Consider the following 24435-nt stretch of genomic DNA (forward strand, 5'->3'; position numbering starts at 1 on the left):
ATGGACGCAGTGATCGTCACCGGCGGCTCGAGCGGGCTCGGCGCCGCCGTCGTCGACGCCGTGCTCAAGGCCGGCGGCCGCCCGTACGTGATCGACCGCCAGGCCCCGGCCGAGGGCGTGGCCTGGATCGAATGCGACCTGGCCGACACCCGCGCCGCCGAGGAGGCCACCCGCCGGGCGATCGCCGAGGCCGGCGGCAGCATCGACGGGGTGGTGACGGCGGCCGGCATGGACGTGCCGGGCGCGCTGGCCGACATCCCGGGGGAGACCTGGGACCGGATCGTCACCATCGACCTGCTGGCCACCGCGGCCGTCATCCGGGCCGCGATCCCGGCGCTCAAGCAGTCGCACGGCGGGGTCGTCACCGTCGCCTCCACGCTCGGCGTCAAGGCGGTCGGCGACGCCACGGCGTACTGCGCGGCCAAGTTCGGCGTGGTCGGCTTCACCCGGGCCCTCGCGGCCGAGCTGGCCGGGCAGGTCAACGTCACGCTGGTGATCCCGGGCGGGATGCGGACCAAGTTCTTCGACGACCGCGACGAGCAGTACAAGCCCGGCCCGGACGCCGTGCTCAACGACCCCGCGCACGTGGCCGGGGCGATCATGTTCGCGCTCGGGCAGCCGCGGGGCTGCGCCGTCCGGGAGCTGGTGATCGCGGCCGAGACCGAGACGTCGTACCCGTGATCCTGGCCTTACGCGCGCTCGGGGTGGGCGACGTGCTGACCGCGGTGCCCGCCCTGCGCGGGCTCCGCAACGCCTTCCCCGGGCGCACCCTCGCGCTGGCCGCGCCGACCTGGCTGACGCCCCTGATCTCGCTGATCGGGGGCGTCGACCGGATCGTGCCGGTCGACGGGCTCGGCCCCGCGCCGCTGCCGCCCGCCTCGCTCGCGGTCAACCTGCACGGCTCCGGGCCCGAGTCGCATCGGCTGCTGCGGGCCGCGTCACCCGATCGGTTGTGGGCGTTTGCCTGCCCTGCGGCGGGGCATCTCGACGGACCTGCCTGGGATGAGGAGGACCACGAGGTGCATCGCTGGTGCCGCATGCTGAGCCACTACGGCGTGACCGCCGACCCGTCGGATCTGACCCTCCTGCCGCCGGTCGCCGCGGAGCCGGGCGTGTCGATCATCCACCCCGGGGCCAAGTCGCCGTCGCGGCGGTGGCCGGTCGAGCGTTATGCGGCCGTGGCCCGGCGGTTGCGCGCCGAGGGCCACCGCGTGCTCATCACCGGGTCGGACAAAGAGCGCGAATTGGCCGTACGGGTCGCCACCCGCGCCGGGCTCGACGAGTCGGCCGTGCCGCGTACCGGCCTGGGTGAGCTCGCCGCCCTGGTCGCGCGGGCCCGTGTCGTGATCAGCGGGGACACCGGCATCGCCCATCTCGCGTCGGGCTACCGTACGCCGTCGGTGGTGCTCTTCGGCCCCATGTCGCCCGCACGCTGGGGGCCGCCCGACCGGCCGCAGCACCGGGCGATCTGGCACGGCACCCGCAGCGAACCCGGCGACAGCCCCGACCCGCGCGTGCACCCGGCATTGCTGGCCATCGAGCCCGACGAGGTGCTCGGCGCCGTCCGTGAGGTGACCGGTGCGGCTGCGGCGCTCTGACCTGACCAAGCCCGGGTATGCGCGGCAGCGTACGGGGAAAGGGTTTTCGTATCGCGACACCGACGGCTCGCGGCTGACCGACAGCGCGGCGATCGAGCGGATCAAGGCGCTGGTCCTCCCGCCGGCCTGGACCGACGTGTGGATCTCGCCCGACCCGCGCGGGCACATCCAGGCCACCGGGGTCGACGTGGCCGGCCGCAAGCAGTATCGCTATCACGACGACTGGCGGGTCGCGCGCGACGAGAAGAAGTTCGACCACGCGCTCGAGGTGGCGGCGCGGCTGCCGAAACTCCGCGACCGGCTGCACGCCGACCTGACCGAGGCGCGCGGACTGACCCGGGAGAGGGTGCTGGCGGCGATCGTGCGGCTGCTCGACATGGGCATGTTCCGGATCGGGAGCGACCAGTACGCCGTACGGGAGGACGATCCGTCTTTCGGCCTGTCGACGCTCCAGCCGTCCCACGTGCGCACCCGCGGCGGGTGTGTGCTGCTCGAGTTCAAGGGCAAGTCGGGCGTCGACCACTCGGGCACGGTGGGCGACGGCGAGGTGTGCCAGGTGCTGCGCGACCTCAAGATCCGGCGGCGCGGCGAGAACCGGCTGTTCGCGTTCTACGACCGGTCGGCCCGGCGCTGGCGCGACATCCACGCCGACGACATCAACGACTACCTGCGCGAGGTCAGCGGCGAACAGATGAGCGCCAAAGACTTCCGTACGTGGCACGGCACCGTCGAGGCGGCCCGGGCCCTCGCCGACCAGGGGCCGCAGCCCACCGAGTCCAAGCGCAAGAAGGCCGTGTCGCACGCCATGAAGGAGGTCGCCGACCTGCTGGGCAACACCCCCGCGGTGGCCCGGGCCTCCTACGTCGACCCGCGGGTGCTGACCGCGTACGAGGAGGGCGAGGTCGTGCGGTCCGGCAGTGAGAAGGCCGTCCGCGAGCTCATCAAGGAGAACGCCGACTGAGACGGCTGTTTCGTGGCCGGTGCTGTGGGGCAGCATCAGCGGTATGACCGTCATCGCTACGCTCACCGTCGAACGCCCGTCGGGGCACTGGTTCGACCGGGCCCGGGCGTACGAGATCGTGGTCGACGGCGCCGTGAGGGGCTCGGTTCGCTGCGGTCGTGAGTTGTCGCTGGCGCTGCCCCCGGGCACCCACACCGTACGGGCCAAGCTCGACTGGACCGGCAGCGAGGCCCTGCCCGTCCATCTCGGACCGGGCGCCACCGTGCGGCTGCGCGTCGAGCCCCGCAGCGCCCGGCACGCGGCCGGCCGGCGTTACCTACGTCTCATCCGCCTGGGCTGAGGTGAACTTTTGGTAGCGGGGTCAGGAATCGACCGGCGTGCCGCGTAGCCTTGCGGAGCGATGACGGAGGCACCGGCGCTCGGCGCACTGGCCACGCCGGTATCGGTGGTCAGCGCGGACACCGAGGTCGGCGTGATCGAGGCTCTCCTGCGGGCCGAGCCGGAGTCGATCGGCCTGGTCGCCGTGGACGCGGGACGGCTCTACGTGCTCGACCGGCCCAGCCTCGAGACCTACCTGGCCGGCCGCCTCGGCTACGGTCGCGCCCTGCTCTTCCACCGGCCCGTACGGGTGCTGCTCGGCCCGCCCGCACTGGTGCTGCCGGCCGCCCTGCCCTGGGACGACGCCGCCCGCGCCTGCCTGGCCCGGCCCGCCCCCGACCGCGGCACCCCGGTGGTCGTCGAGCTGGGCGGCGGCGAGATCGGCATCGCGCCCGTCGGGCCGCTGGTCGAGCAGCTCAGCCGGCAATACGAGTCGCTCGCCCTGCGCGACGCGCTGACCGGGCTGGGCAACCGGCGGATGCTGACCGAGACCGCGGGCGCGCTGCTCGACGCCGGGCGGCAGGTCGCGCTGATGCTCGTCGACCTCGACCGGTTCAAGGAGATCAACGACTCGCTCGGCCACTCCCGCGGCGACCAGCTGCTGCGCCGGGTGGCCGAGGCGCTGGGCCCGGGGCACACGTTCCGGCTCGGCGGCGACGAGTTCGTGCTGCTGACCGACGACCTCGGCGACGGCTCCGACGAGCACCTGGTCGCGCGGGGCCGCGAGCTGCTGCGCGCGATCCAGGGGCCGTTCGTGGTGGCGGGCGTGCCGATCACCGTGGAGGCGTCACTGGGCATCGCCCGTACGGCGGCGGGCCGGCGCTCCCTGTCCGACCTGCTCGCCGGGGCCGACACGGCCATGTATGCGGCCAAGCGGCACCGCACCGCCGTCGAGCTCTGGCGGCCCGAGCTCGCCGCCGAGCAGAGCACCGATCTGCGGCTGCAGTCCGAGCTGCGCGCCGCCATCGACCAGGGTCAGCTCGAGCTGCACTACCAAAAGCTCGTCGATGCCCGTACGGGGGAGGCTCGCTCTCTCGAGGCCCTGGTGCGCTGGCGTCATCCTCGGCACGGGTTGCTGCTGCCCGGCGCTTTTCTGCCCGGCGCCGAACGCTCCGAGGTGATCAACCCGCTCACGACCTGGGTGCTGGCCGACGCGGTGGGGCAGGCCGCACGCTGGCACCACGCCGGCCGCCCGATCCCGGTCGCGGTCAACCTGCCCGCCCCCGTGCTCGTGCACGACGGCATCGTCGACGAGATCGGCGGCCTGCTCGCCCGGCACGGCCTGCCCGGCTGCTCGCTGATCGTCGAGATCACCGAGAGCGCGGTGCTGACCCGCCCCGAGCAGAGCGCGCAACGGCTGCGCGGGCTGCGCGACCTGGGCGTACGGGTGGCGGTGGACGACTTCGGCTCCGGATACACCTCGCTGGCCCTGCTGACCCAGCTGCCGCTGGACGAGCTCAAGCTGGACCGCGCGTTCGTGCACCGGATCCACGACGAGCGGGACCGCGCGATCGTCGAGGCGGTCGCGAGCATGGCCCGCGGGCTCGGGCTGACGCTGGTCGCCGAGGGCGTCGAGGATCAGGCGACGGCCGACATCCTGGCCGGGGCCGGCTTCGACCTGTTGCAGGGCTATCACTTCGGCCGCCCCATGCCGCCCTCGCTTGAGATGGCCATCGCGGGGTAATGAACCCGGCATGACCGACCGGGTGATGGTTTTTGCCCCCGCGCCGATCCTGACCGTGACGATCGAGCAGCACAACGCGTCGCCGGCCCTGCACGTCCACCCGGGTGGACAGGGCGTCTGGCAGGCCCGCATGATCTCCGCGCTCGGTGTGCCGGTGACCCTGTGCGTCGCCCTCGGCGGCGAGCCGGGCTCTCTGGTCGAGGCGCTGCTGGGGGCCGAGGAATTCGACGTCCGTACGGTGCCCCGCCGCGCCGAGACGGGGTGGTATGTGCACGACCGCCGCGACGGGGAACGCGACACGGTGGCCGAGCACCCGGGGGAGCCGCTGGAACGGCACGACCTCGACGAGCTGCACAACATCGCGCTGACCGAGGGGCTGCGCTCGTCGGTCGCCGTCCTCAGTGGACCGCACGCCCCGTCGGCGGCCGACCCGGCCCTGTACGAGCGGCTCGCGGCGGACCTCACGGCCAACGGCGTACGGGTGGTGGCCGACCTGTCGGGTGACTACCTTTCCGCCGTACTGGAAGGCGGGGTGGCCGTCGTGAAGGTCAGCCACGAGGAGCTGATCGACGACGGGCTGGCGGCGGACGACAGCGTCGACGCGCTGCTCGCGGCCGGGCGCAAACTGCTCGAGCGCGGGGTCGAGACGGTGCTGATCAGCCGGGCCGGCGATCCGGCGCTGGCGCTCTACGACGGGCACGAGTGCGAGGTGCATCCGCCGCCGCTGCGGGTCAACGAGCACCGGGGTGCGGGTGACTCGATGACCGCGGGAGTGGCCTCCGTGCTCGCCCGGGGTGGTTCCGTCGACGAGGCCTTGCGTACGGGGGCGGCCGCTGGTGCATTGAACGTGACCCGGCACGGGCTGGGGACCGGGAGGGGCGAGGCGGTGCGGGAGTTGATGAGTCGCGTGCGGATCGAGCCGCGATGAGGGTGCTCGTTACCAATGACGACGGTATTTCTGCGCCTGGGCTGGCCGCTTTGGCTTCTGCGGTGGCTTCTTCTCCCTCCTACGACGTAGTGGTGGCCGCTCCTCAGGAGGAGGCCAGTGGGATGAGCTCGGCCCTCACCGCGGTCGTCTCCGACGGCGAGATCGTGTTCCGTCCCGCTGGCATATCGGACTTATCCGCTTATGGGGTGGCGGCGTCTCCCGCGTACATCGTGGTGCTGGCGTCTCTGGGGGTCTTCGGGCCGCCGCCGGATCTGGTGCTGTCGGGGATCAACCGCGGGGTCAACGCGGGCCGGGCCGTGCTGCACTCGGCGACCGTGGGGGCGGCGCTGACCGCGGCCAACTACGGCATGCGGGCGATGGCGGTGTCGCTGGACGTGCTGCACCCCGAGGCCTCGGTGTCGGCCGCGTCCGGGGGCAACGCGATCGTGCTGCCCTCCGACGACGTGCTCAACTGGGGTGCGGCCGCGACGACGGCGGTCTCGCTGATGGGCGCATTGGAGGAGACGCCGCGGGGCACGGTGCTCAACGTGAACGTGCCCGACCGTCCCGGCCCCGCCGAGTTGCGCGAGGCCACGCTGGCGTCCTTCGGCCAGGCGGGCATCGCGGTCGCCGAGGCCGGGGAGGGTTTCGTCCGGACGACCATCGAGCGGGTCAACGAGCCGTTGGTGCCCGGCACCGACCTGGCGCTGCTGGCCGAGGGCTACGCGACGGTGACGGCCCTGCGGCCGCCGGCCGAGGTGGGTGGCGTACGAATCCCGTCCCAGCGGCGCGTGCCGTCGTAGAGCGGAACCAGCGCGGCGACCCCGATCGCCAGCACCAGCCGGACCTCGCTGAGCATCGGCAGCGCGGTCACCGGCAGGATCATGACGGCCAGGACGATCGCGGGCCAGGCCTTCCGTGCCCAGCCCGGCCCCGCGATCGGCAGCAGCGCGGCAAGCACGAGCCAGACCTGATGATGCGTCCACGAAACCGGCGAGAGCACGACACTGGCCGCGCCGACGACCACGGCGGCCCCGAGCCAGTGGCCCTCATCAACCAGCCGTACGGCCCGGACCAGCCCCGCCACGACGATGCCGCCGCCGATCACGAGCACCAGCACCGAACGCGCATGATCGGGCACATCGAGCCGCATGAGCGCCCCGTTGAGCGACTGATTGCCCACCCCCGTGATGTAACCGAGCCGGCTCACGTGGAAGATCTCGCCCGTCCAGAACCGCCACGAGTCGCCGGGCAACGCCAGCGCCCCGATCAGCGCGCAACCACCGAACGTCATCGCGGCTGTGACTGCAGCCTTCCGCCGCCCCGAAAACCAGAGCAGCGGCACGAAGATCAGCGGAGTGAGCTTGACGGCGGCCGCGATCCCGATCAACACCCCGTTCCACCCCGTACGCCTCAGCAGCAGCAGATCGGCCAGCACAAGCACCACGAGGAACAGGCTGACCTGCCCGTACTTGAGATTCGACGAGACCGGCGCCGACAACACCAGGGCCAGCGCCGCAACCGCAGTCATCCCCGCCCTGCCCCACACCCGGGCTGTCGCTCGATCGAACACTTGCCTCGCTAGGCCGCGCACTCCGCCCGTGCGCATGAGCGATGTTGTCGCCGGGTCGCGCGTTTCGGCTGCGATATTGAGCGGTGTTGTCGCTCCGCTGCGCCCGTCTGCTGGCAGGCCACGCGTTCCGACTGCTTGGCTGAGCGATGTTGTCGCTCGGCTGCGCGTTTCGCTCGCGTGGTTGGGCGATGTTGTCGCTCGTTTGCGTCTCTCCGTCGCCGGACCCCGCGTTCCGAGCGCTTGGTTGAGCGATGCCGTCGCTGGGCTGTGCGTTGCCGTTGCTCGGTCGCGAGTTTCCTGCGCGTGGCTGCGCGATGTTGTCTCTTTGCTCGGCGTCGCTGTTGTAGAGCTGCGCGTTTCGTCGGCCGGGTTGAGCGTTGTTGTCGTTGGGTTGCGCGTTTTGAGCGATGTTGTCGCTCGAATGCGCGTTTCCGCCGCGGGGCTGCGTGTTTGGGGTGCTTGGTTGAGCGATGGTGGCGCCTGGTCGTTCGTGTCTGGCGCTCGACTGAGCAACCCTGTCCACGAGCTGCGCATCACGAGCGTGGCGAGGGCGGCGATCGTCGCCAGGGTGACCAAGGTCCACGCGACCTGAACCACCGGCACCGGCAGCCAAGTCAGCGGCGTGAAGATCAGGGCGGCGAACGGCGGATAGGTGAAAGGCGCGGCGCCCCGCGTGAAGTCGTAGAGGCTGTCGCCGTCGGCCAGCCCGCCAACCGCGCCCAGATAGACGGACAGATCGGTGAGCCGGGCCTGCGCCGGTCGCCCGAGGGCCACCCCCACCGTAACCGCACCGGCAATGGCAGCGGCCAGCCAGATCCATCGTTTACCCATGCTCGGAACTCTACATAGGGTCTGGGCTGTGTAAAAGGCCTCGTGTCGGCTTCGTTATGCGCTGGCGTCTCGCGCGTCGACAGCGCGCCCGGCGTCGACAGCGCGCCCGGCGTCGACAGCGCGCCCGGCGTCGACAGCGCGCCCGGCGTCGACCGCGCGCCGAGCGTCGACTGGGGGCCCGGCGTTGACCGCGGGCCCGGCGTCGACCGCGCGCCGAGCGTCGACTGCGGGCCCGGCGTCGACCGCGCGCCCGGCGTCGACTGCGTGCCGAGCGTCGGCGGTGCGCACGGCGAGGACGGCGACAACCAGCGCCACCAGCCCGACCCCCGACGGGTGCTCAACAAACCCGAACCCGAACGCCGTCGTGTTGTCCAGCATCCGCGGGAGGGCGGCGTCAGCATTGGCCGGCGCGCTGGACAGCAACGGCGCCACCGCCAGCCCGGCCCCCGCCGCGGCAACGCCCACCGCGATCCGGCGCACGTCACCGGTGATCCGCGACGCCCACGCCCGGAAACGACGCGATGCCAGGGCCTCCGTGATGCGGGAGCGGACCCAGCGAACTGCGGCGTAGCCGGCGCAGCGGATCAGCGCGTAGGTGAAGTTGATCCGCAAGACCGACGAGCACCGTTGGTCAGCTGTCGCTCGAGGGGCGGTCGTCGGGTAGTGAGCAGTGTTGAGCGCGGCTGCGGACTGGTGCCTGGTGGCGCGTGTGACTGTCGTGTGATGCGCGGTTGTGCGTGCGCCTGCCGGGTGTGCGGTTGTGCGTGCGCCCGCCGGGTGTGCGGTGGCGCGAGCGACTGCAGCGGGGCGGACTGCTGTGGCGCGGAAGGCCGAGGCCAAGACGAAGGCGGTGCACAGCAGCAGCGGCCCGGCCATGACGGCGGCGTTGGCCAGCAAGATGTCGGAGGCGTGGAAGGCCTGCCCCGAAGACTGGAGACTGCCGAAGGCCGCCGAGCCGTCAGGGAAGCTCGGGCCGAACGAGACGGTGTCACCGGGCAGCAATGCGAGCGGGAACCAGGCCGGCGCGGTCCAGGCAGGCACGCCCAGCACGGATGCCGCGTGGGCGGAACCGGCCGCAGTGGCCAGTTCCAGCGTGAGCAGGCCACCGCCCGCGGCGACCCCGGCTGCTCGTCGAAGGCGACCCACGGCCACCAGTCGCCGCGACCACCAAGCCGCCGCTGTGATGCCCGCGACCCAGACTGCCACGGCCGGACCGACATCGACGGCGCCCATGAACGGCATGACCGGCACCGGGTTGCCCGCGAACAGAAAGGCGAAAACGGCCGCACCCACAAGGAACCCCGACACCCGAACCCGTCGCCCCGCCAGCCCGAGTACGACCGTCGCCGCGACGAGCACCACCGGCGCGAACATCGCGGCGCCGCGGGCGAGATTGGCTGCGACGGCGGCGCCCAGTGTCACGCCGGCCGCGACCGCCGCGGAACGGCCAAGACCGGTCGCCCGCTCCTGCCACGACGGCTCGTCGACCGCGGGCGAGACGGCCAACGAGGCCGCGAACGCCAACTTCCGCCGCCACCCGCCCGCCATCGCGAGCTCGGCCAGCCACTCCTCGCGCATGATCCCGGCCAGGTCGTCCGGCCACCGGCGCGCGGCCGCCACCACCAGCCCCCGCGCCAGCCGATCCACCACGCCACCCGAGCGCGGCGGTCCAACCGGCGCCGAAGTCGCGCCCGAGGCAGGAGTGCCGCCCGGTGGCCTGCCGCCCCTGGTCATCACGCCTCCTGCGGACGGGCGGCGGGCCCGGCGGCCCGGGACATCTGCTGCTGCATGAGCGCGACCTCCCGCCGCGCGGCGACCACCCCGTCCGCGGTGAGCTGGTAATAGCGCCGGCTCGGGCGACCCTCGGCCACCGGGTCGATCTGCTCCCAGCGCGACTCGACCCACCCGGCCCGTTCGAGCCGGGCCAGGATCGGATAAAGCGTGCCGCTGGGCAGGCCAGATTCCTGCATCAGCTCGAGCCCGTAGCGCTGCGCCCCCGGCTCGGCCAGCAACCCGGCCAACACCCGCAACACCGACGCCGTGATCCGTGGCCCACCCATGTATGCACTCTACATAGGGTCGCCACGCCGACGCACTACGCCGACCTCGTCGCGGCGTGCTCGAGGCGGTGGCGACGTGACGGTTGGGGCGTCAATGAAGGAGCGGGGTGCAGGGGAGTGGGGGAGCGGCGTTCTCATACGGCGGTGCAGGCTCGGGGAGTGGGGGAGCGGCGTTCTCGAACGGCGGTGCAGGCTCGGGGAGTGGGGGCGGCGTTCTCAAGCGGCGGTGCGGGTGTGGTCGGGGAATCGGGGAGTAAAAAACCGGCATGCTCGGCGCGCCGTGACGGGTGTGACGGGTGGGGGATCGTGGAGTAAGAAGAGCGGCATGCCTCTTTCTTTTCCGCGGTTGTTCGGGCGAACGCAAGGGTTTCGGCTCGGGCGGCCGCAGCGGTTCACGGTCTCGGCGGACGGGAAGCGGCTGCTCTTCCTGCGCAGTGAGGGCGGGGAGGATCCCGTACGGCGGCTCTGGTCGCTTGACCTGGTGACCGGGGAGGAGACCAAGCTGGCCGATCCGCCCGGCGCGGGGGCGGGCATGTCGGCGGCGGAGCGGGCGCGGCGGGAGAGGGCGCGCGACCGGTCGGCGGGGATCTCGGATTACAGTGCCGATTCCGCCGTACGGCTCGTCGCCTACACGGCCGGCGAGAAGCTCTTCGTCGTTGACACCGAGACGCGGCTCAATACCGAACTTCCCGCCCGTACGCCGTTGATCGGCGCGACGCTGAGCCCGGACGGCTCGCGCGTGGCCTACGTGCACGACGGGGCGTTGCGGGTGATCGGCGCCGACGGCACGGGGGACAGGGCGCTCGCGGCCCCCGAGACCAGTGACGTGACGTACGGGCTGGCCGAGCACGTCGCGTCGGAGTCGATGGAGCGGCATCGCGGGTTCTGGTGGGCGCCCGGCGGCGAGCGGCTGGCCGTGGCCCGGGTCGACAACGAGCCGGTCGAGATCTGGTATCTGAGCGATCCCAGTCAGCCCGCTCAGCCGCCGAGCGCGCATCGCTATCCAGTGGCGGGCACGGCCAACGCCGACGTGCAGTTGTGGGTGGTGGGCGACGGGGAACCGGTGCGGGTCGACTTCGGCTGGGACGACTACGAATATCTGGTCGACGTCGTCTGGGACGCGCACGGGCTGCTCGCGGTCGTGCAGAACAGGCCGCAGACCGTCCTGCGCGTGCTCGCCGTCGACCCGGCCACCGGGCGTACGGAAATGCTCGCCGAGGCCACCGACCCGAGCTGGACGCACATCACGCCCGGCTTTCCCCGGCGTACGGGGGAAGGCTCTTTGCTCTGGACCGCCGACGACGGGGACACGCGGCGCCTGACCGTCGACGGCCGGCCGGTCACGCCCGAAGGGTTGCAGGTGACCGGATTGTGCGCGGTCGACGGCGAGACCGTGCTGTTCACCGCCACGACGGAACCGACCGAGCTGCACGTCTGGTCGTGGTCCGCGGCCGACGGATTGCACCAGCTCACCACCGAACCGGGCCGGCACGAGGCCTTCCGCGCGGGCGGCGTCACGGTGTTCAACTCGGCCACGCTGAGCGGGCAACGCGTCACCTGGCCTGGCGGCACTGTCAAAGACATGGCCACCAGCTCACCCGTCGTGCCCAAGGTCTCGCTGCTGCGGGCCGGCGAGCACGAACTGCGTACGGCCGTGCTGTTCCCGGCCATGTGGCAGCGCGGCGAGCGGTTGCCGGTGCTGATGGACCCGTACGGGGGTCCGGCCATGCTCCGCGCCGTCGCCGACCGCCGTTCCTACTACGTGTCGCAGTGGTTCGCCGACCAGGGCTTCGCGGTGATCGTGGCGGACGGGCGCGGCACCCCCGGGCGTGGTCCGCGCTGGGAACGCGAGGCCGCCGGGCGCTCGGCGACCAAGCTGCTCGACGACCAGATCGCCGCGCTCGAGACGGTGGCCGCGCGCTATCCCGAGCTCGACGTCGGCCGGGTCGGCATCCGGGGCTGGTCGGCCGGCGGATATCTGGCCGCCCTGGCCGTGCTGCGCCGCCCCGACGTCTTCCACGCCGCCGTGGCCGGGGCGCCGGTGACCGACCTGCGGCTCTACGACACGCACTGGCAGGAGCGCTTCCTCGGTCATCCGGAGAGCAACCCCGGCCCGTACGAGGATGGGTCGTTGCTCGCCGACGCCCCCAACCTGTCGCGGCCGCTCCTGCTGATCCACGGCCTGGCCGACGACAACGTCTATCCGGTGCACACGATGCGGCTGTCGGCGGCCCTGCTCGCCGCCGGGAAGCCGCACACTGTGCTGCCACTGCCCGGCGCGAGTCACATGCCCCCCGACGTCGATCTGCTCACACCCGAACTGCAGTTTCTGCGCGAGGCGCTAGCCGCCCCCCGCTGAGCTCCAGCACCCGATCGACCCGGCCGAGCCCCTCGGCCCGGTGGGTCAGCAGCAGCACCGTGCCCTGCCCGGAGGCGTCGAGCAGGTCACCCATCACGGCCTCGGCGACATCCTCGTCGAGGCCCTCGGTCGGCTCGTCCAAAATCAGCACCTCAGGCTCGGCCAGCAGCGCCCGCGCGGTAGCGAACCGGCGCGCCTGCCCACCCGACATCGTGGTGCCGCCACTGCCCAGCCACGTGTCCAGCCCCTCCGGCAGTGCCTCGAGCCAACCGCCCAGCCGTACGCGGTTGAGCGCGGCCCGCAGCTTGTCGTCGCTCGCGTCCGGCCGGGCCAGCCGCAGGTTCTCGCGCACGGTGGACGCGAAGACGTGATCGGTGTCGTCGCCGACCAGCACGACCCTGCCTCGGATGTCGTGCTCGGGGAGGCCGCCGTGAGAGATCGTGCCGCTTCGCGGGTCGAGCAGCCGGGCCACGACCGCAGCCAGGGTGGACTTGCCTTCGCCGGACCGCCCGGTGACGGCAACCCGTTCGCCCGGAGCGAGGTCGAGATCGAGCCCGCGCAGGGCAGGTGGCTGGGTCGGGTCCCAGCCCGCGGTGACGTCGCGCAGGCTGATCGCCAGGAGCCGGTCCGGGGTGCCATCCGTTTGGAATGTGGCGCTCGGGGCGTCGGTGGTGAGGGCGGCGAGCCGTTTCTCGGCCGCGGCTGCCTTGAGCCGGGCGACGGCGGCGTCGGGCAGCGTGAGCACGGTCTCGCCGAGCACGACGATCGCCAGCAGCAGCACGGCGGCCCACTCGGGGCTGAGCCCGCCCAGCGCGAACGCCGTGCCCACCACCGCAACACCCCACCCGGCCTGCGCGACGGCGATCGCCCGCCCGGAAGCGTGGGCGGCCCGCGCCTCGAGCCGGGCCAGCTCCCGGCTGCGCCGATGCGGCACACCCCCGGCCGTGTCGGCGAGGTCCTCGATCCCGTCCACGGTCTCGACCATGGCGTCCCGGAGCCGGGCTCGCGCCTCGCCGGTGGCGTCCTCGTCCCGGCGGGCCTGACGCACAGCCAGAGCGGGTGCCACGATCCCCGCGATGAGCAGCCCCGCGACCAGAGGAATCACCGCCGCCGGAGCCACGATGGCGATCGCGCCCCCGGCGACCGCTGCCGTCACGGCCGCGATCAGGGCGGGCAGCCGTCCCCGAAGCAGCCCGTCCACGCGGGCGTCGACATCACCGACCACTTTGGAGAGCAGATCGCCGCGCCGCCGCAGCCTCGGCCCCGGAACCCGCGGGATGAGATCGGCGAAAACGCGCGCCCGCCAGACCCCCAACCGCGCGAACGCCACATCGTGCGCAACGAGCCGTTCGAGATAGCGCAGCAGGGGCCGCGCCACGGCACTACCCCGCACGAGCACCACGGCCGTCGAGAGACTCAGCACCGGCGGCAGGCTCGACGCCCGCACCAGCAGCCAGGCCGCCGCCCCGGTGAGCAACAGCCCCGCCAGCGACGACCCACTACCCAGCACCACGGCAGTGCTGAACCGCCGCCAAAGCCCGGCCCGCCGTTTGTGGGCGGTCTCCGGCGTCGCGCCGCGCCGAGGCATGCCCCCAGACGTGTCGTCGCGTTGCATGCTGCCGGCTTGTGCTGCATTGCCGACTCGTGTGCTGTCGCCGGGATGCGTGGCGTAGCCGTCGAACGAGTCGGACTCCGGCGGTCCCGCGATACTGACTACACGGTCGGCGGCGGCCAGCAGGGCCGGGCGGTGGGCGACCACCAGGATCGCGGCCCCCGACCGGGCCACGGCGCGTAGGCGGTCGATCACCAGCGACTCGGTGGTGGTGTCGAGGTGGGCGGTCGGCTCGTCGAGGAGCAGGGCCACCGGCCCGTCCGCCTGGTGCAGCAGGGCGGCGAGGGCCAGGCGCTGGCGTTGACCCGCGGAGACACCGGCGCCGCGCTCGCCCAGGGGGGTGGCGGCGGTGACGTCGTCGGTGAGGCCTACCGCGCGCAGGGCCCCGGTGATGTCGGCGCCGGGCGGGAACAGGTCGGCGACCACGCGGGCGTGCGGCAGCGTGGGACGCTGGGGGAGATAGCGCGGGTCCGCGGCATGGGCCACGCCGGCGGTGGCCTCGTGCAAACCGGCCAGTACGCGCAGCGCCGTGGTCTTGCCCGCGCCGGACGGCCCGCTCAAGGCGACGATCTCGCCCGGCCGCACAACCAGTTCGTCGAGCGACACGGCATCCCGCGTGGCGCCGGAATAGCGGGCGCGCAGTCCGATCGCGATGACTCCGGCGGCCCGCTCATCGCTCCGGACGGGCCCGACCGATGCGCCGGCGGCAGCCGGTTGAACGTCGTCGCCGTCGTTGAGGTCCTGCACCCCACCGCCGACTACGCGCAGCTGAACGACATGGCCGGCACTTGCGTGTGGGGATTCGGCACGGACGAGCGAGGCGGCAGCGGTTCGGGCAGTTCTGACACCTGTGGGAGCGGAATGGCCGGCGTTCGCAGATCCGGCTGTGGCGTGGGGTGCTGCGGAGTGGGTGGCGTCGGCGGATGTCTCGGTGGTGCTGACCGATGCGGGTGCGGCATGGATCGAGGCGGCCTGGAGGGAGTTCGGCGTGGCGGCGGGTGAGGTGGTCAGGATTTCGTCTACGTCGGAGATGACTGCGGTGGCTTCGGTGGAGGCGTGGTAGCGGGCGGCCATCTCGCGTAGCGGCCGGTACGCCTCCGGTGCCAGCAGGATCACCAGCAGGGCCGGGCCCAGGGAAAGGTTGCCCGAGGCCACGCGCAGGCCGGCCTCCACGGCGATCAGGCCAACCGAGAGGGTGCCGACCAGGTCCAGGGCCGTGGAGGAGAGGAAGGCTACGCGGAGGACGCGCATCGTGGCCGAGCGGTGCTGGTCGGTCAGGGCTTCGACCACGGCGGTCTGGCGGTCGGCCCGTCCGAAGACGCGCAGGGTCGGCAGGCCGCGGACCACGTCCAGGAAGTGGCCGGCCAGGCGGGCGTCGGCCTGCCAGCGGCGGCGGGCCTGAGCCTGGGTGGCCCAGCCGATCAGCGCGCCCAGCACGGGGATCAGCGGGAGGGTGACCAGGGCGACCACGGCCGAGGTGGGGTCGACCACGGCCATGGCGACGATGACCAGCGGGGGCAGGGCGACGCCGAGGATCAGGGCGGGCAGGTAGCCGCTGAACCACGGTTTGAGGGCGTCGAGGCCGGTGGTCAGCACGGCGGTCAGGCGGCCGGCGCCGAACGACGCGACCCAGGCCGGGCCGCGGCGGGGGAGGGTGTCGAGCATGGCGCGGCGGAGTTCGTCGGTGACCCGGGCCGCGGTGCGGCGGGCCACGACCTGTTCGGCCCACGAGAAGAACGCGCGAGCGACGAAGGCGGCGGCCAGCAGGACGGCCGCGCGACCCCGGGAGTCGGGGGCGGCGACCAGCAGGGTCAGGGCCACCGCCACCGCGAGGGTTGCGCCGGCCTGGCCTGCTCCGAGGAGGGCCAGGCCGGCGATGCCCGTCCGGCTGGTGCGGGCATGACGCACCAGCCGGGGGTCCAGCGGCCCGCGTGGCGGGCGCGACCGCTGGCTCTCCGCGACCCGGAGAGGGGCCGGCGGAGCAGACGTGGAGGCGGCGGGCAAAGACGGGGCAGGAGCGGGCGGCCTCATGAAGGGACCCGCTCGCTGGCGACCCGGCGGCGGAAGACCCAGTACGAGAAGGCCTGATACGCCAGCACGCCGGGCAGGATCAGGACGCCGGCCCACGTGAGCAGTTCGAGGGCCTGGGGAGTGGCGGCGGCCGAGGCCTGCGTCAGCGACCACCTCGGGTCGAGCGTGCTGTGCAAAACCACCGAGCCGTGGGCCGTGAACACAGCGACCACGGCCCCGGCCACGCCCAGCGCCGCGGTGGCGAAGGCCAGGGCCTCGCGCCCCGTCCGGGCCAGCAGACCCGCGGCGAAGCTGAGCACAGCCGCGGCCAGCACCAGCGGCGAACCCGCGAAAACGCCGATCAGCAGCAGGGCGACGGCCCCGCCCGTACCCAGCCACCGCGCGAGCGTCCGAGCCCGGCGGCGCAGGGGTCCACTCGTACGGAGGGAAAGGAATGTCGCCCCCAGCATGAGCGCGGCGAACAAAGCCGCCAGCGCGCCGAGCAGGGCCTCGACGGTGACCATCGGGTCGAGGCTGCGGGAGAGGCCGGCCCCCATGACCTGCCCGTCGGCGCCGATGGCCAGGCCGCGGACGAAGACGGCCAGCAGGGCGCCCCACAGCAACACTATGCCGAGCGAGCTGGCGGCCAGCGCGATGTCGGCCCGGCGGCGGTAGCGTTCGCCGTCGCCCTTGCCGCGGAACTCCAGGGCCACGCCGCGCACCGCCAGCAGGAGCAGCAGCCCGACCATGGGCAGGTACAGCCCGGACAGCAGGGCGCCGTACCAGGCGGGGAACGCCGCGAACGTCACGCCGATGGCGGCCACGAGCCAGACCTCGTTGCCGTCCCAGAACGGGCCGATGGTGCGTACGGCGGCTCCTCGCTCGTGATCGTCGCGACCCAGCAGCGGGCCGAGCACCCCGACGCCGAAGTCGAACCCCTCGAGGACGAAGAACAGCACCCAGGCCAGCACGACGACCGAGAACCAAAACGTGATCACGGCAGAGCTCCTCAGTAGACGGGCGCGAGGTCCGATTTGTCCGCGGTGGCGGGAGGGGCGGCGAGCGGCTGCCGCGCGAGATGCCGTACGAGCCGCAGCCAGACGACGGCCAGCACCCCGTACACGACCGTGAAGCCGGCCAGCGAGGCGATGACCTCCGAGCTGGTCAGCCCGGGCGAGATGCCGTCGGCGACCTTCGAGATGCCGAACGCGATCCACGGCTGCCGCGCGGTCTCGGTGAAGATCCAGCCGAACGTGTTGGCCGCGGTGGGCAGCAGCGGGATCAGCGGCAACCAGCGGGTCAGCCAGCGCGGAGCCTGCCGGCCTTTCCGCGTACGCCAGAGGTAGAACGCGGCCACGACCATGGCGAGCATGCCCGCGCCGATCATCAGCCGGAACGTCCAGAAGGCGACCGGGATCATCGGCACGTACGAGCCGGGGCCGAACTCCGCCGCGTACTGGGCTTGGAGGTCGTCGATGCCCTGCACGGTCGCGTTCGGGTTCCCCTTGGCCAGGATCGACAGCAGCCAGGGGATCTCGAGCGCGAACTCGGGCAGCGGCTTGCCGGTCGCGAAGACGGCGAACGGCGCCCCGGAGGTCGTCTCGTACAGCGCCTCGGCCGCGGCCATCTTCATCGGCTGGACCTCGGTGATGACCTTGCCGAGGTGGTCGCCGGTGAGCGCCGTGAACCCGCCGCCGGCCAGCGTGAGCCAGGCGCCGAGACGAGCCAGGATCCCGTACGCCGGGTCGGCCGCGAGCCGCCACACGCCGAGCGCGAGCAGCAGCGCCCCGCCCACCATGAGCGCCCCGGACATGGTGTGCGGGAACGCGGCCAGGTTGACCTTGTTGAGCATCAGGTCGGTGAACGACGTGAGCCGGGCCCGGCCGGTGACCGGGTCGAGGGCGTACGCGACCGGGTTTTGCATGAAGCTGTTGGCCGCCAGAATGATGAACGCGCTGAGCAGCGTGCCGACCGCGACGATGACGATGCAGGCCGTGTGCACGAGCCGGGGCAGGCGGTCCCACCCGAAATACCACAGCGCGAGGAACGTCGCCTCGAGGAAGAACGCGAGCATGCCCTCGATGGCCAGCGTGGGCCCGAAGACGTCGCCGTAGAAGTTGGCGAAGGCGCTCCACCCCAGCCCGAACTGGAACTCCTGGACCAGGCCGGTGACCACGCCGACGGCGAACGTGATGATCAGCAGCTTGCCGACGAACTTGGTCAGATGCAGATACTCCGCCTTCTTCGTGCGCAGCCAGGCGATCTGCAGGCCGGCGGCGCTCGCGGCCAGGCTGATCGACAGCGGCACGAAGAAGTAGTGGTAGATCGTCACGACCGCGAACTGCAGCCGGGTCAGATCCAGCACGTCCATGGGTAGCCCCCTCTACGACGTCTCGTAGTAGATACTACGCCACGTAGTACGACGGGATGCAGTAGACTTCGTGACATGGCTCTCGGGGATCTGGAACGCGAGGTCATGACGCAGTTGTGGGACGCCGGTGAGCCACTCACCGTGCGGCAGGTGCACGAGCGCCTGAGCCGTCAGCGCGACTTGGCCTACACGACGGTGATGACCGTGCTCGACCGCTTGGCGAAAAAGGGCGTGGTCCAGCAGCAAAAGGCGGACCGCGCTTATAAGTACGCCCCCTCGCAGTCCCGCGAGGAGATGACGGCCTCGGTCATGCTCGACGCCCTGTCCTCGAGCGACGATCAGGACGCCGCGCTCGCGTATTTCGTGGGGCAGCTGTCGCCGGACGCGCTTGCCGCCGCGATCCGGGCCTCCGAAAAACGGAAATAAGCGAAATTTCGGATTTGAGTGGCGGGGTTGACGCGGAAGCGGGGGCGAACGCGGTGTGGAACGGGTGACTGGTCGCCAGCTGACGGGCCGGGTGACCGGGCGAGTGACTGGTGCCCGAGTGACGGGGCGGGTAGTCGGGTGACCGCGCTCCTGCTGGGTGCGCTCGGGCTGACGCTGTCGCTCGTGGTGCCCGGCATTCTGGCCAACGCCCGCTGGCCCGATCGCGCGCCCGTCGGCGCCGTGGTGCTCTGGCAGTCGATCACGTTGACCGCCGTGCTGGCCGCGCTCGGGGTCGTGCTGGCCGCGCCCGAGGAGGTGACCCGGGCCGCCGGCTCGGGCAAGACGGTGGCCGAGGTCGCGGTGATCGGCGCGCTTGCCGTGGCCGCGCTGATCATCCTGCGGCTCCTGATTTCCCTGTACGGGGTGAGCCGCCGCTCGCGGGCCCGGCGCGCCCGGCACCGGCTGCTCGTCGACCTGCTCGACCGGGCCGAGCAGCACCGTGAGCTGGGGCCCGACAACCTGCGCGTGCTCGACGGCGCCCTCCCGCTGGCCTACTGCGTGCCCGGCCGCGAGCCCCGGGTCGTGCTCAGCCACGGCGTGCTGCAGGTGCTCGACCGGGCCCAGATCGACGCCGTGCTGGCCCATGAGCAGACCCACCTGCGGCACCGGCACGAGGTCGTCATGGAGTCGTTCACGGCCTTCTATCGTGCGGTGCCGCGGCCGTTGCGCAGCCGCAAGCCGCTCGACGCCGTGCATCTGCTGCTCGAGATGATCGCGGACGACGTCGCCCGCCGCCGGACGGGCGCCGAGCCGTTGCGGGCCGCGCTAGAGCGGCTGACCGACGCCGTCCCTCTCGCGGAGGACGTCAAGCCCGACCCGAGGGGTGACGCCCGGCGTCGCCGGCTCGACCGGCTGGCCGAGTCGCACACCCCGTCCGTCGCCCTCAACGTGGTCGCGGGGGCCGCCGCGGTCGGCCTGCTGGTGCTACCCACCGTGATCCTGGTCGTGCCCTGGCTCGATCGAGCGCTCGAAGCCTGGCCCCTGTAGTCACTCACCGTGTAACCCGATGTGCACACAGTTTGATCGCTGGTGCGGCTTTATATAAGGACATGATCGGGAGTACGGTGTTGCACGGTCCGGCAGCCCCCCATCGACCACCCCGGTCGATCTGACGGATCACCGCCTAGTCGCCACTCGTGGCGTATCGGGGACCCGAGTAGTAGGGGTGAAGCCGCTCTCGAGCGGCCGGACGTTCTTCCCGTCCGAACCCGGCAGCTAACCCGGTCGGCGGAGAGGGAAGAAAGGACACCACACCAAGGTGCGTCGCGCCGCAGTAGTGCGCAGCCTGGTCTGCGCCGCCGCCGCGGTCGGGATCGTCTTTTCCGGACCCGCCCCCGTGCAGGCAACGCCCTCGCCGTCCTCGGTCGAGGCGCAGATCGACAAGCAGTGGAACGAGCTCGAGCCGGTCATCGAGAAGTACAACGACGTGCACGGCACGCTGATCAAGAACAGGGCTCAGCAGAAGACGCTGACCGCCCAGTTGAAGCCGCTGCAGAAGCAGGTCGACGCCGCGATGCAGCAGGTGCGCGGGCTCGCCGTCGACGCGTACAAGCAGGGCTCGCCCAGCGCCCTCAACGCGATGCTGATCAGCGGCTCGCCGACCGGCCTGACCGACAAGCTGACGTATCTCGACCAGCTCGCCCGGCACCAGCAGGCACAGATCGCCGACGTCGCGGCCCTGCGCGACAAGCTCGCCGCGACCAAGGCCGACCTCGACGTGGTGACCAAGGAGAACGCGGCCCGCGACACCGACCTGGCCAAGCGCAAGAAGGCGATCGAAGCCAAGATCACGTCGCTGCAGAAGCTGCGGATCCAGGCGTACGGGGCCTCGGGCGCCGAGGACGGGCCGTTCAAGACGGGCCCGTGCCCGGTCGACTACACCAACGACAAGGGCGGCCGGGCGGCCCAGCGCGCCTGCGACCTGGTCGGCCTGCCCTACGTGTTCGGCTCGGCCGGCCCCAACTCGTACGACTGCTCGGGTCTGACCCAGGAGGCGTGGGCGAGCGTCGGGGTGCACCTGGACCACTACACGAAGGACCAGTGGAACCAGGGCCGGCCGGTCTCCGAGAACGAGCTGCAGCCCGGCGACCTGGTCTTCTACTACCCGGGCAGCCTGCATCACGTGGCCATCTACATCGGCGGCGGCATGGTCGTGCACGCGCCGCACACCGGCGACCACGTCCGGATGGCGACGATCGACCGCGGCCCGATCGCGGGCTACCGCCGACCGGGCTAGACCGGCATCGAAACACAGGTCGGAGGCCGTCGGGGCAGTGTCCCGGCGGCCTTCGACGTTCTCCGGGCGCGCGGGCATAATTCCGTGTCATGAGCGACTCGCCCTTGATCGACAGTCTCGCCGCGGCCGTGGAGGCCCGGCCCGACGACCTGACGCTGCGCCTGCATCTCGCCGAGCTGCTGGTCGGCGCGGGCCGGGGCGGCGAGGCGATCGGGCACGCCGCTCAGGTGCTGGCCCGCGAGCCGGGCAACGCGGCCGCGCAGAAGCTCATGACGTCGGCGCTCGGCGGCCCGCCGCCCGCCCCGGCCCCGGCCGCTCCGGTCGAGCAGCCGCCGACCGGGACCGTCGACTGGGCGGCCATGGAGCAGGATCTGGGCGACATCGTGCCGCCGCGCTTCTCCCACGAGCAGGAGCCCGTACGGGGTCACGAGGATCGCACGTTCGACATCGAGACCTCGACGATCACGCTGGCCGACGTCGGGGGCATGCAGGAGGTCAAGAAGCGGCTCGAGATCTCGTTCCTCGGGCCGCTGAAGAACCCCAAGCTCCGTACGCTGTTCGGCAAGAGCCTGCGCGGCGGCCTGCTGCTCTACGGCCCGCCCGGCTGCGGCAAGACGTTCCTGGCCCGTGCGGTGGCCGGCGAGATGGGGGCCGCGTTCATCTCCCTGTCGATCACCGACGTGCTCAACATGTGGGTCGGCAGCTCCGAGCGCAACCTGCACGACCTGTTCCAGTCGGCCCGCGGCCACGCCCCGTGCGTGCTGTTCCTCGACGAGATCGACGCGCTCGGCCACAAGCGCAGCCAGCTCAACTCGTCCTCGATGCGTACGGTGGTCAATCAGCTGCTGACCGAGCTCGACGGCGTCGACGGCAACAACGACGGCGTCTTCGTGCTGGCCGCCACCAACGCGCCGTGGGACATCGACTCCGCGCTGCGCCGCCCCGGCCGCCTCGACCGCACCCTGCTCGTGCTGCCGCCCGACAAGCCGGCCCGCGCCGCGATCCTGCAATATCACCTGCGGGACCGGCCGGTGGCCGGCGTCGACCTGGGCAAGGTGGCCGACGCGACCGACAACTACTCGGGCGCCGACCTGGCCCATGTGTGCGAGACCGCGGCCGAGTTCGCCATGCGCGACTCGATCGCCACCGGCGAGATCCGCATGATCAACCAGCAGGACATGCTGGCCGCCGCGCGCGAGGTCCGTCCGTCCACCGACGGCTGGTTCGCCACCGCCCGCAACGTCGCCATGTTCGCCAACGAGTCCGGCGAGTACGACGACCTCGCGGCCTACCTGAAGAAGCGCAAGAACCGGTGATCGGCCTTATGAAGCGCGCGCGCCGGTGACGTCGCCGCCCTCGGCCTATTGGCGGGCGCAGCGGCTGGCCGAGGTCGGGCACTACGCGGAGGCCGAGCGGATCGCCCGCGAGGGACTGGCCGAGGCGCCGTCCGACGGCTGGCTGCTCACCCTGCTGGCGTCGGTGCTGCGGCTCAAGCGTGACTACGCGGCCGCCCTGCGCGGGGCCGACGCCGCCGTCGCGGCCGCGCCCCTGCTGGCCGACGCGCACCTGGAACGGGCCGAAAATCTGATCGTCCTCGTGCGGTCCCGCGACGCCGTCGACGCGGCGGCCGAGGCGGTCCGGCTCGATCCGCAGGCCGCTTCCGGCCATTTCGTGCTGGCCCGGGCGCTGGCCGCGGCGCGTGACTTCGACCGGGCCCGGGCGGCCGCCGCGCACGGCCGGACGCTCGCCCCGCGCTCGGTCGAGGGCCTGCTCACGGTGGCCGACGTCGAGCGGGACGCCGGAAACCGGGAGCCCGCCCTGACCGCGGCGCGCGCGGCGCTGGCCATCGAGCCCGACAACGCGTACGGGCGCTGGTTGACCGCCATGCTCGACGCCGAGCGGCTCAAGGTGCGTCGCTCGATGCGCGCGCTGCGCGAGGTGGCCCGCGACAACCCGGCCCGCGCCGACGTCGTCTCGATGACGTGGCCGATCCGGGGCGTGCTGAGCGGCCTGCGCCGGGGCCTGGCCGCGAGCGCCGGGCTGGTCTGCGTGCTGCTGCTGGTGGCGCACTGGTGGTGGACGCCGGCCGGCTTCTTCGCCCGGATCGTGTCGGCCGTGCTGGCCGCGGTGATGGCCGGCTTCGCGGCCCGGGTGCTGATCCCGGCCGGCCGGCTGCCGTGGCGCTGCCTCGCCCTGCTGCCGCCCCTGATGCGCCGGGCCGACGTGGCCGGGCTGGCCCTGACCGCGCTCGGCATCGCGCTGCTGGGGGTGTTCGCCGCCGTGCCGTGGTGGCCGCTGCCGGTGATCGCCCTGGCCGTCACGCCGCTGCTGTGGCTGCTGGGCCTGACCGAGCTGCTGGGCGCCGGGCTCGAGGACCCGGGCAGCCGGCAGGCCCTCACCGACTGGACCGAGGAACTACGCGACTGGTGGCGCACCACGAAGAAGGACCTGCGCGACGCCTGGAAAGACGACGAGGCCGGACCGAAGAACGGCCCGGCCCCACGCTGATCACCCCGAATGATTCGGCAGACCTTTCGAGTGAGTTGCGCTATTTGTCCGAAGAGGGGGCGGAGGGCGAAGAGGCGGAGGACGAAGAAGCGCCGACCGCTTCGGACGGGCGGCGGGCCGAGCGCGCGTAAGCCAGCATCGCGACGATCAGCGCCAGCACCCCCGCGACCAGCCCGGCGATGCCGAACACGTCCGGGTCGTCCGAGTCCTGGGCCTCGGTCGTCTCGACGGCGGCCGCGGCGGTCGGGGCGGCGGCGTTGGTGTCTGCGCCCTCGGCGCCGGCCGCGGTCAGCTTGAGCACCGGCGCGGGCGACTCGGGCTCGGTGCCGTCGGCGTTCGGCTCGTCGATCCAGCGCACGATCGTGTTGTCCGAGTAGGTCTGCAGCGCCTTGAAGATCATGTCGCCTGACTCGGGCAGCGGGCCCATCGAGACGTCGAACTCCTGGAACTGGCCCGGCTTGATCTCCGACCCCGCCTTGGCCGTCCACGTGATCTTCGAGACGGCCTCGGTGATCTGCGCGCCGTGCGCCTCGAGCGGCTTGTCGAGCTTGCCGACCGTGGTCGCCACGTCCCAGCCGGTGAGCGGCTTGACCGAGACCGAGGCCACCGGCTTGTCGGCGGGCAGGTTGATCTCGACCTTGGTCGTCGACTCCTTGTCGGACTCGTTGGGCACCCGGAAGGTGACCTTGGAGTATCCGCCGCCCTCCGCGGTGCCGGGGTTCACCGAGACGTGGGCGGAGGCGGGGGCGGCCAGCGCGAGGGTGAAGCCGATGACGGTGGCGCCGACCAGAGCCGAGCGCTTGAACAGGGACATCCTGTCGAACCTTCCGTGGGGGACAA

At 72.2% G+C, this 24435-nt stretch carries 20 protein-coding genes and 1 riboswitch; of the genes, 13 read left to right on the forward strand and 7 right to left on the reverse strand.

Translation table 11 applies throughout. The features are described from left to right. The 7 genes from JKJ07_RS29470 to surE are packed head-to-tail and all read left to right on the forward strand — an operon-like array spanning position 1 to position 6352. Complete coding sequence (locus JKJ07_RS29470; RefSeq protein WP_202995060.1) at positions 1-681, forward strand: SDR family oxidoreductase; 681 nt, start codon at positions 1-3, stop codon at positions 679-681. Then, complete coding sequence (locus tag JKJ07_RS29475; RefSeq protein ID WP_202995061.1) at positions 678-1598, forward strand: glycosyltransferase family 9 protein; 921 nt, start codon at positions 678-680, stop codon at positions 1596-1598. The genes JKJ07_RS29470 and JKJ07_RS29475 overlap by 4 nt, the downstream gene beginning before the upstream one ends. Then, the gene (locus tag JKJ07_RS29480) at positions 1579-2559 is read left to right on the forward strand and encodes a DNA topoisomerase IB (protein WP_202995062.1); all 981 of its coding nucleotides are present in this window, start codon (positions 1579-1581) and stop codon (positions 2557-2559) included. Before JKJ07_RS29475 ends, JKJ07_RS29480 begins: the two co-directional genes overlap by 20 nt. Before the next feature lie 43 nt (positions 2560-2602). Then, positions 2603-2899: a hypothetical protein gene (locus JKJ07_RS29485; protein WP_202995063.1), complete on the forward strand. Its 297-nt coding sequence runs from the start codon at positions 2603-2605 to the stop codon at positions 2897-2899. 60 nt (positions 2900-2959) lie between these two features. Beyond that, a complete protein-coding gene (locus JKJ07_RS29490) occupies positions 2960-4621 on the forward strand; it encodes a putative bifunctional diguanylate cyclase/phosphodiesterase (protein WP_202995064.1) in 1662 nt (553 codons plus the stop codon). Between the two features lie 10 nt (positions 4622-4631). Further along, positions 4632-5549, forward strand: coding sequence for a 1-phosphofructokinase family hexose kinase (locus JKJ07_RS29495; protein WP_236030057.1), 918 nt, complete (start codon positions 4632-4634; stop codon positions 5547-5549). Beyond that, positions 5546-6352, forward strand: coding sequence for a 5'/3'-nucleotidase SurE (surE, locus tag JKJ07_RS29500; RefSeq protein WP_202995065.1), 807 nt, complete (start codon positions 5546-5548; stop codon positions 6350-6352). Before JKJ07_RS29495 ends, surE begins: the two co-directional genes overlap by 4 nt. Here surE and JKJ07_RS29505 read toward each other — a convergent pair. From JKJ07_RS29505 to JKJ07_RS29515, 3 genes are all read right to left on the reverse strand, one after another. Beyond that, positions 6271-7953: a glycosyltransferase 87 family protein gene (locus JKJ07_RS29505; RefSeq protein WP_202995066.1), complete on the reverse strand. Its 1683-nt coding sequence runs from the start codon at positions 7951-7953 to the stop codon at positions 6271-6273. The genes surE and JKJ07_RS29505 overlap by 82 nt on opposite strands. A gap of 54 nt (positions 7954-8007) precedes the next feature. Next, positions 8008-9600, reverse strand: a complete 1593-nt coding sequence (locus JKJ07_RS29510; protein ID WP_202995067.1) for a hypothetical protein — start codon at positions 9598-9600, stop codon at positions 8008-8010. A gap of 86 nt (positions 9601-9686) precedes the next feature. Next, entirely contained in the window at positions 9687-10013 is a 327-nt protein-coding gene (locus tag JKJ07_RS29515; protein WP_202995068.1) for a PadR family transcriptional regulator, read from the reverse strand. Positions 10014-10338: 325 nt separating this feature from the next. On the opposite strand from JKJ07_RS29515, the gene JKJ07_RS29520 reads away from it, so the two are divergent. After that, entirely contained in the window at positions 10339-12372 is a 2034-nt protein-coding gene (locus JKJ07_RS29520) for a S9 family peptidase (protein ID WP_202995069.1), read from the forward strand. Here JKJ07_RS29520 and cydC read toward each other — a convergent pair. The 3 genes from cydC to JKJ07_RS29535 form a co-directional block, all read right to left on the reverse strand. Next, the gene (cydC, locus tag JKJ07_RS29525; protein WP_307834470.1) at positions 12323-15892 is read right to left on the reverse strand and encodes a thiol reductant ABC exporter subunit CydC; all 3570 of its coding nucleotides are present in this window, start codon (positions 15890-15892) and stop codon (positions 12323-12325) included. The genes JKJ07_RS29520 and cydC overlap by 50 nt on opposite strands. 119 nt (positions 15893-16011) lie before the next feature. Further along, positions 16012-16992, reverse strand: a complete 981-nt coding sequence (cydB, locus tag JKJ07_RS29530) for a cytochrome d ubiquinol oxidase subunit II (protein WP_202995078.1) — start codon at positions 16990-16992, stop codon at positions 16012-16014. A gap of 11 nt (positions 16993-17003) precedes the next feature. Next, positions 17004-18365, reverse strand: coding sequence for a cytochrome ubiquinol oxidase subunit I (locus JKJ07_RS29535; RefSeq protein ID WP_202995080.1), 1362 nt, complete (start codon positions 18363-18365; stop codon positions 17004-17006). 75 nt (positions 18366-18440) lie between these two features. On the opposite strand from JKJ07_RS29535, the gene JKJ07_RS29540 reads away from it, so the two are divergent. The 5 genes from JKJ07_RS29540 (at position 18441) to JKJ07_RS29560 (ending at position 23595) form a co-directional block, all read left to right on the forward strand. Continuing rightward, positions 18441-18791 carry a BlaI/MecI/CopY family transcriptional regulator gene (locus JKJ07_RS29540; RefSeq protein WP_202995082.1) on the forward strand — a complete coding sequence of 117 codons (351 nt, stop codon included), beginning with the start codon at positions 18441-18443 and terminating at the stop codon, positions 18789-18791. Positions 18792-18929: 138 nt separating this feature from the next. Further along, positions 18930-19838, forward strand: coding sequence for a M56 family metallopeptidase (locus JKJ07_RS29545; protein ID WP_202995084.1), 909 nt, complete (start codon positions 18930-18932; stop codon positions 19836-19838). A 123-nt stretch (positions 19839-19961) separates the two neighbouring features. Continuing rightward, positions 19962-20096, forward strand: a riboswitch (cyclic di-AMP (ydaO/yuaA leader). A 13-nt stretch (positions 20097-20109) separates the two neighbouring features. After that, on the forward strand, positions 20110-21087 hold the full coding sequence (locus JKJ07_RS29550; protein ID WP_202995086.1) for a C40 family peptidase: 978 nt from the start codon (positions 20110-20112) through the stop codon (positions 21085-21087). A gap of 89 nt (positions 21088-21176) precedes the next feature. Further along, entirely contained in the window at positions 21177-22403 is a 1227-nt protein-coding gene (locus JKJ07_RS29555) for an AAA family ATPase (protein ID WP_202995093.1), read from the forward strand. A gap of 25 nt (positions 22404-22428) precedes the next feature. Beyond that, the gene (locus tag JKJ07_RS29560; RefSeq protein ID WP_202995095.1) at positions 22429-23595 is read left to right on the forward strand and encodes a hypothetical protein; all 1167 of its coding nucleotides are present in this window, start codon (positions 22429-22431) and stop codon (positions 23593-23595) included. Positions 23596-23635: 40 nt separating this feature from the next. Here the strand turns inward: JKJ07_RS29560 and JKJ07_RS29565 are convergent, their stop codons facing one another. After that, positions 23636-24409: a YcnI family copper-binding membrane protein gene (locus tag JKJ07_RS29565; protein WP_202995097.1), complete on the reverse strand. Its 774-nt coding sequence runs from the start codon at positions 24407-24409 to the stop codon at positions 23636-23638. Positions 24410-24435: the final 26 nt, after the last annotated feature.

The sequence above is a fragment of the Paractinoplanes lichenicola genome, from assembly GCF_016785085.1.
Taxonomy (GTDB): Bacteria; Actinomycetota; Actinomycetes; order Mycobacteriales; family Micromonosporaceae; genus Actinoplanes; species Actinoplanes lichenicola.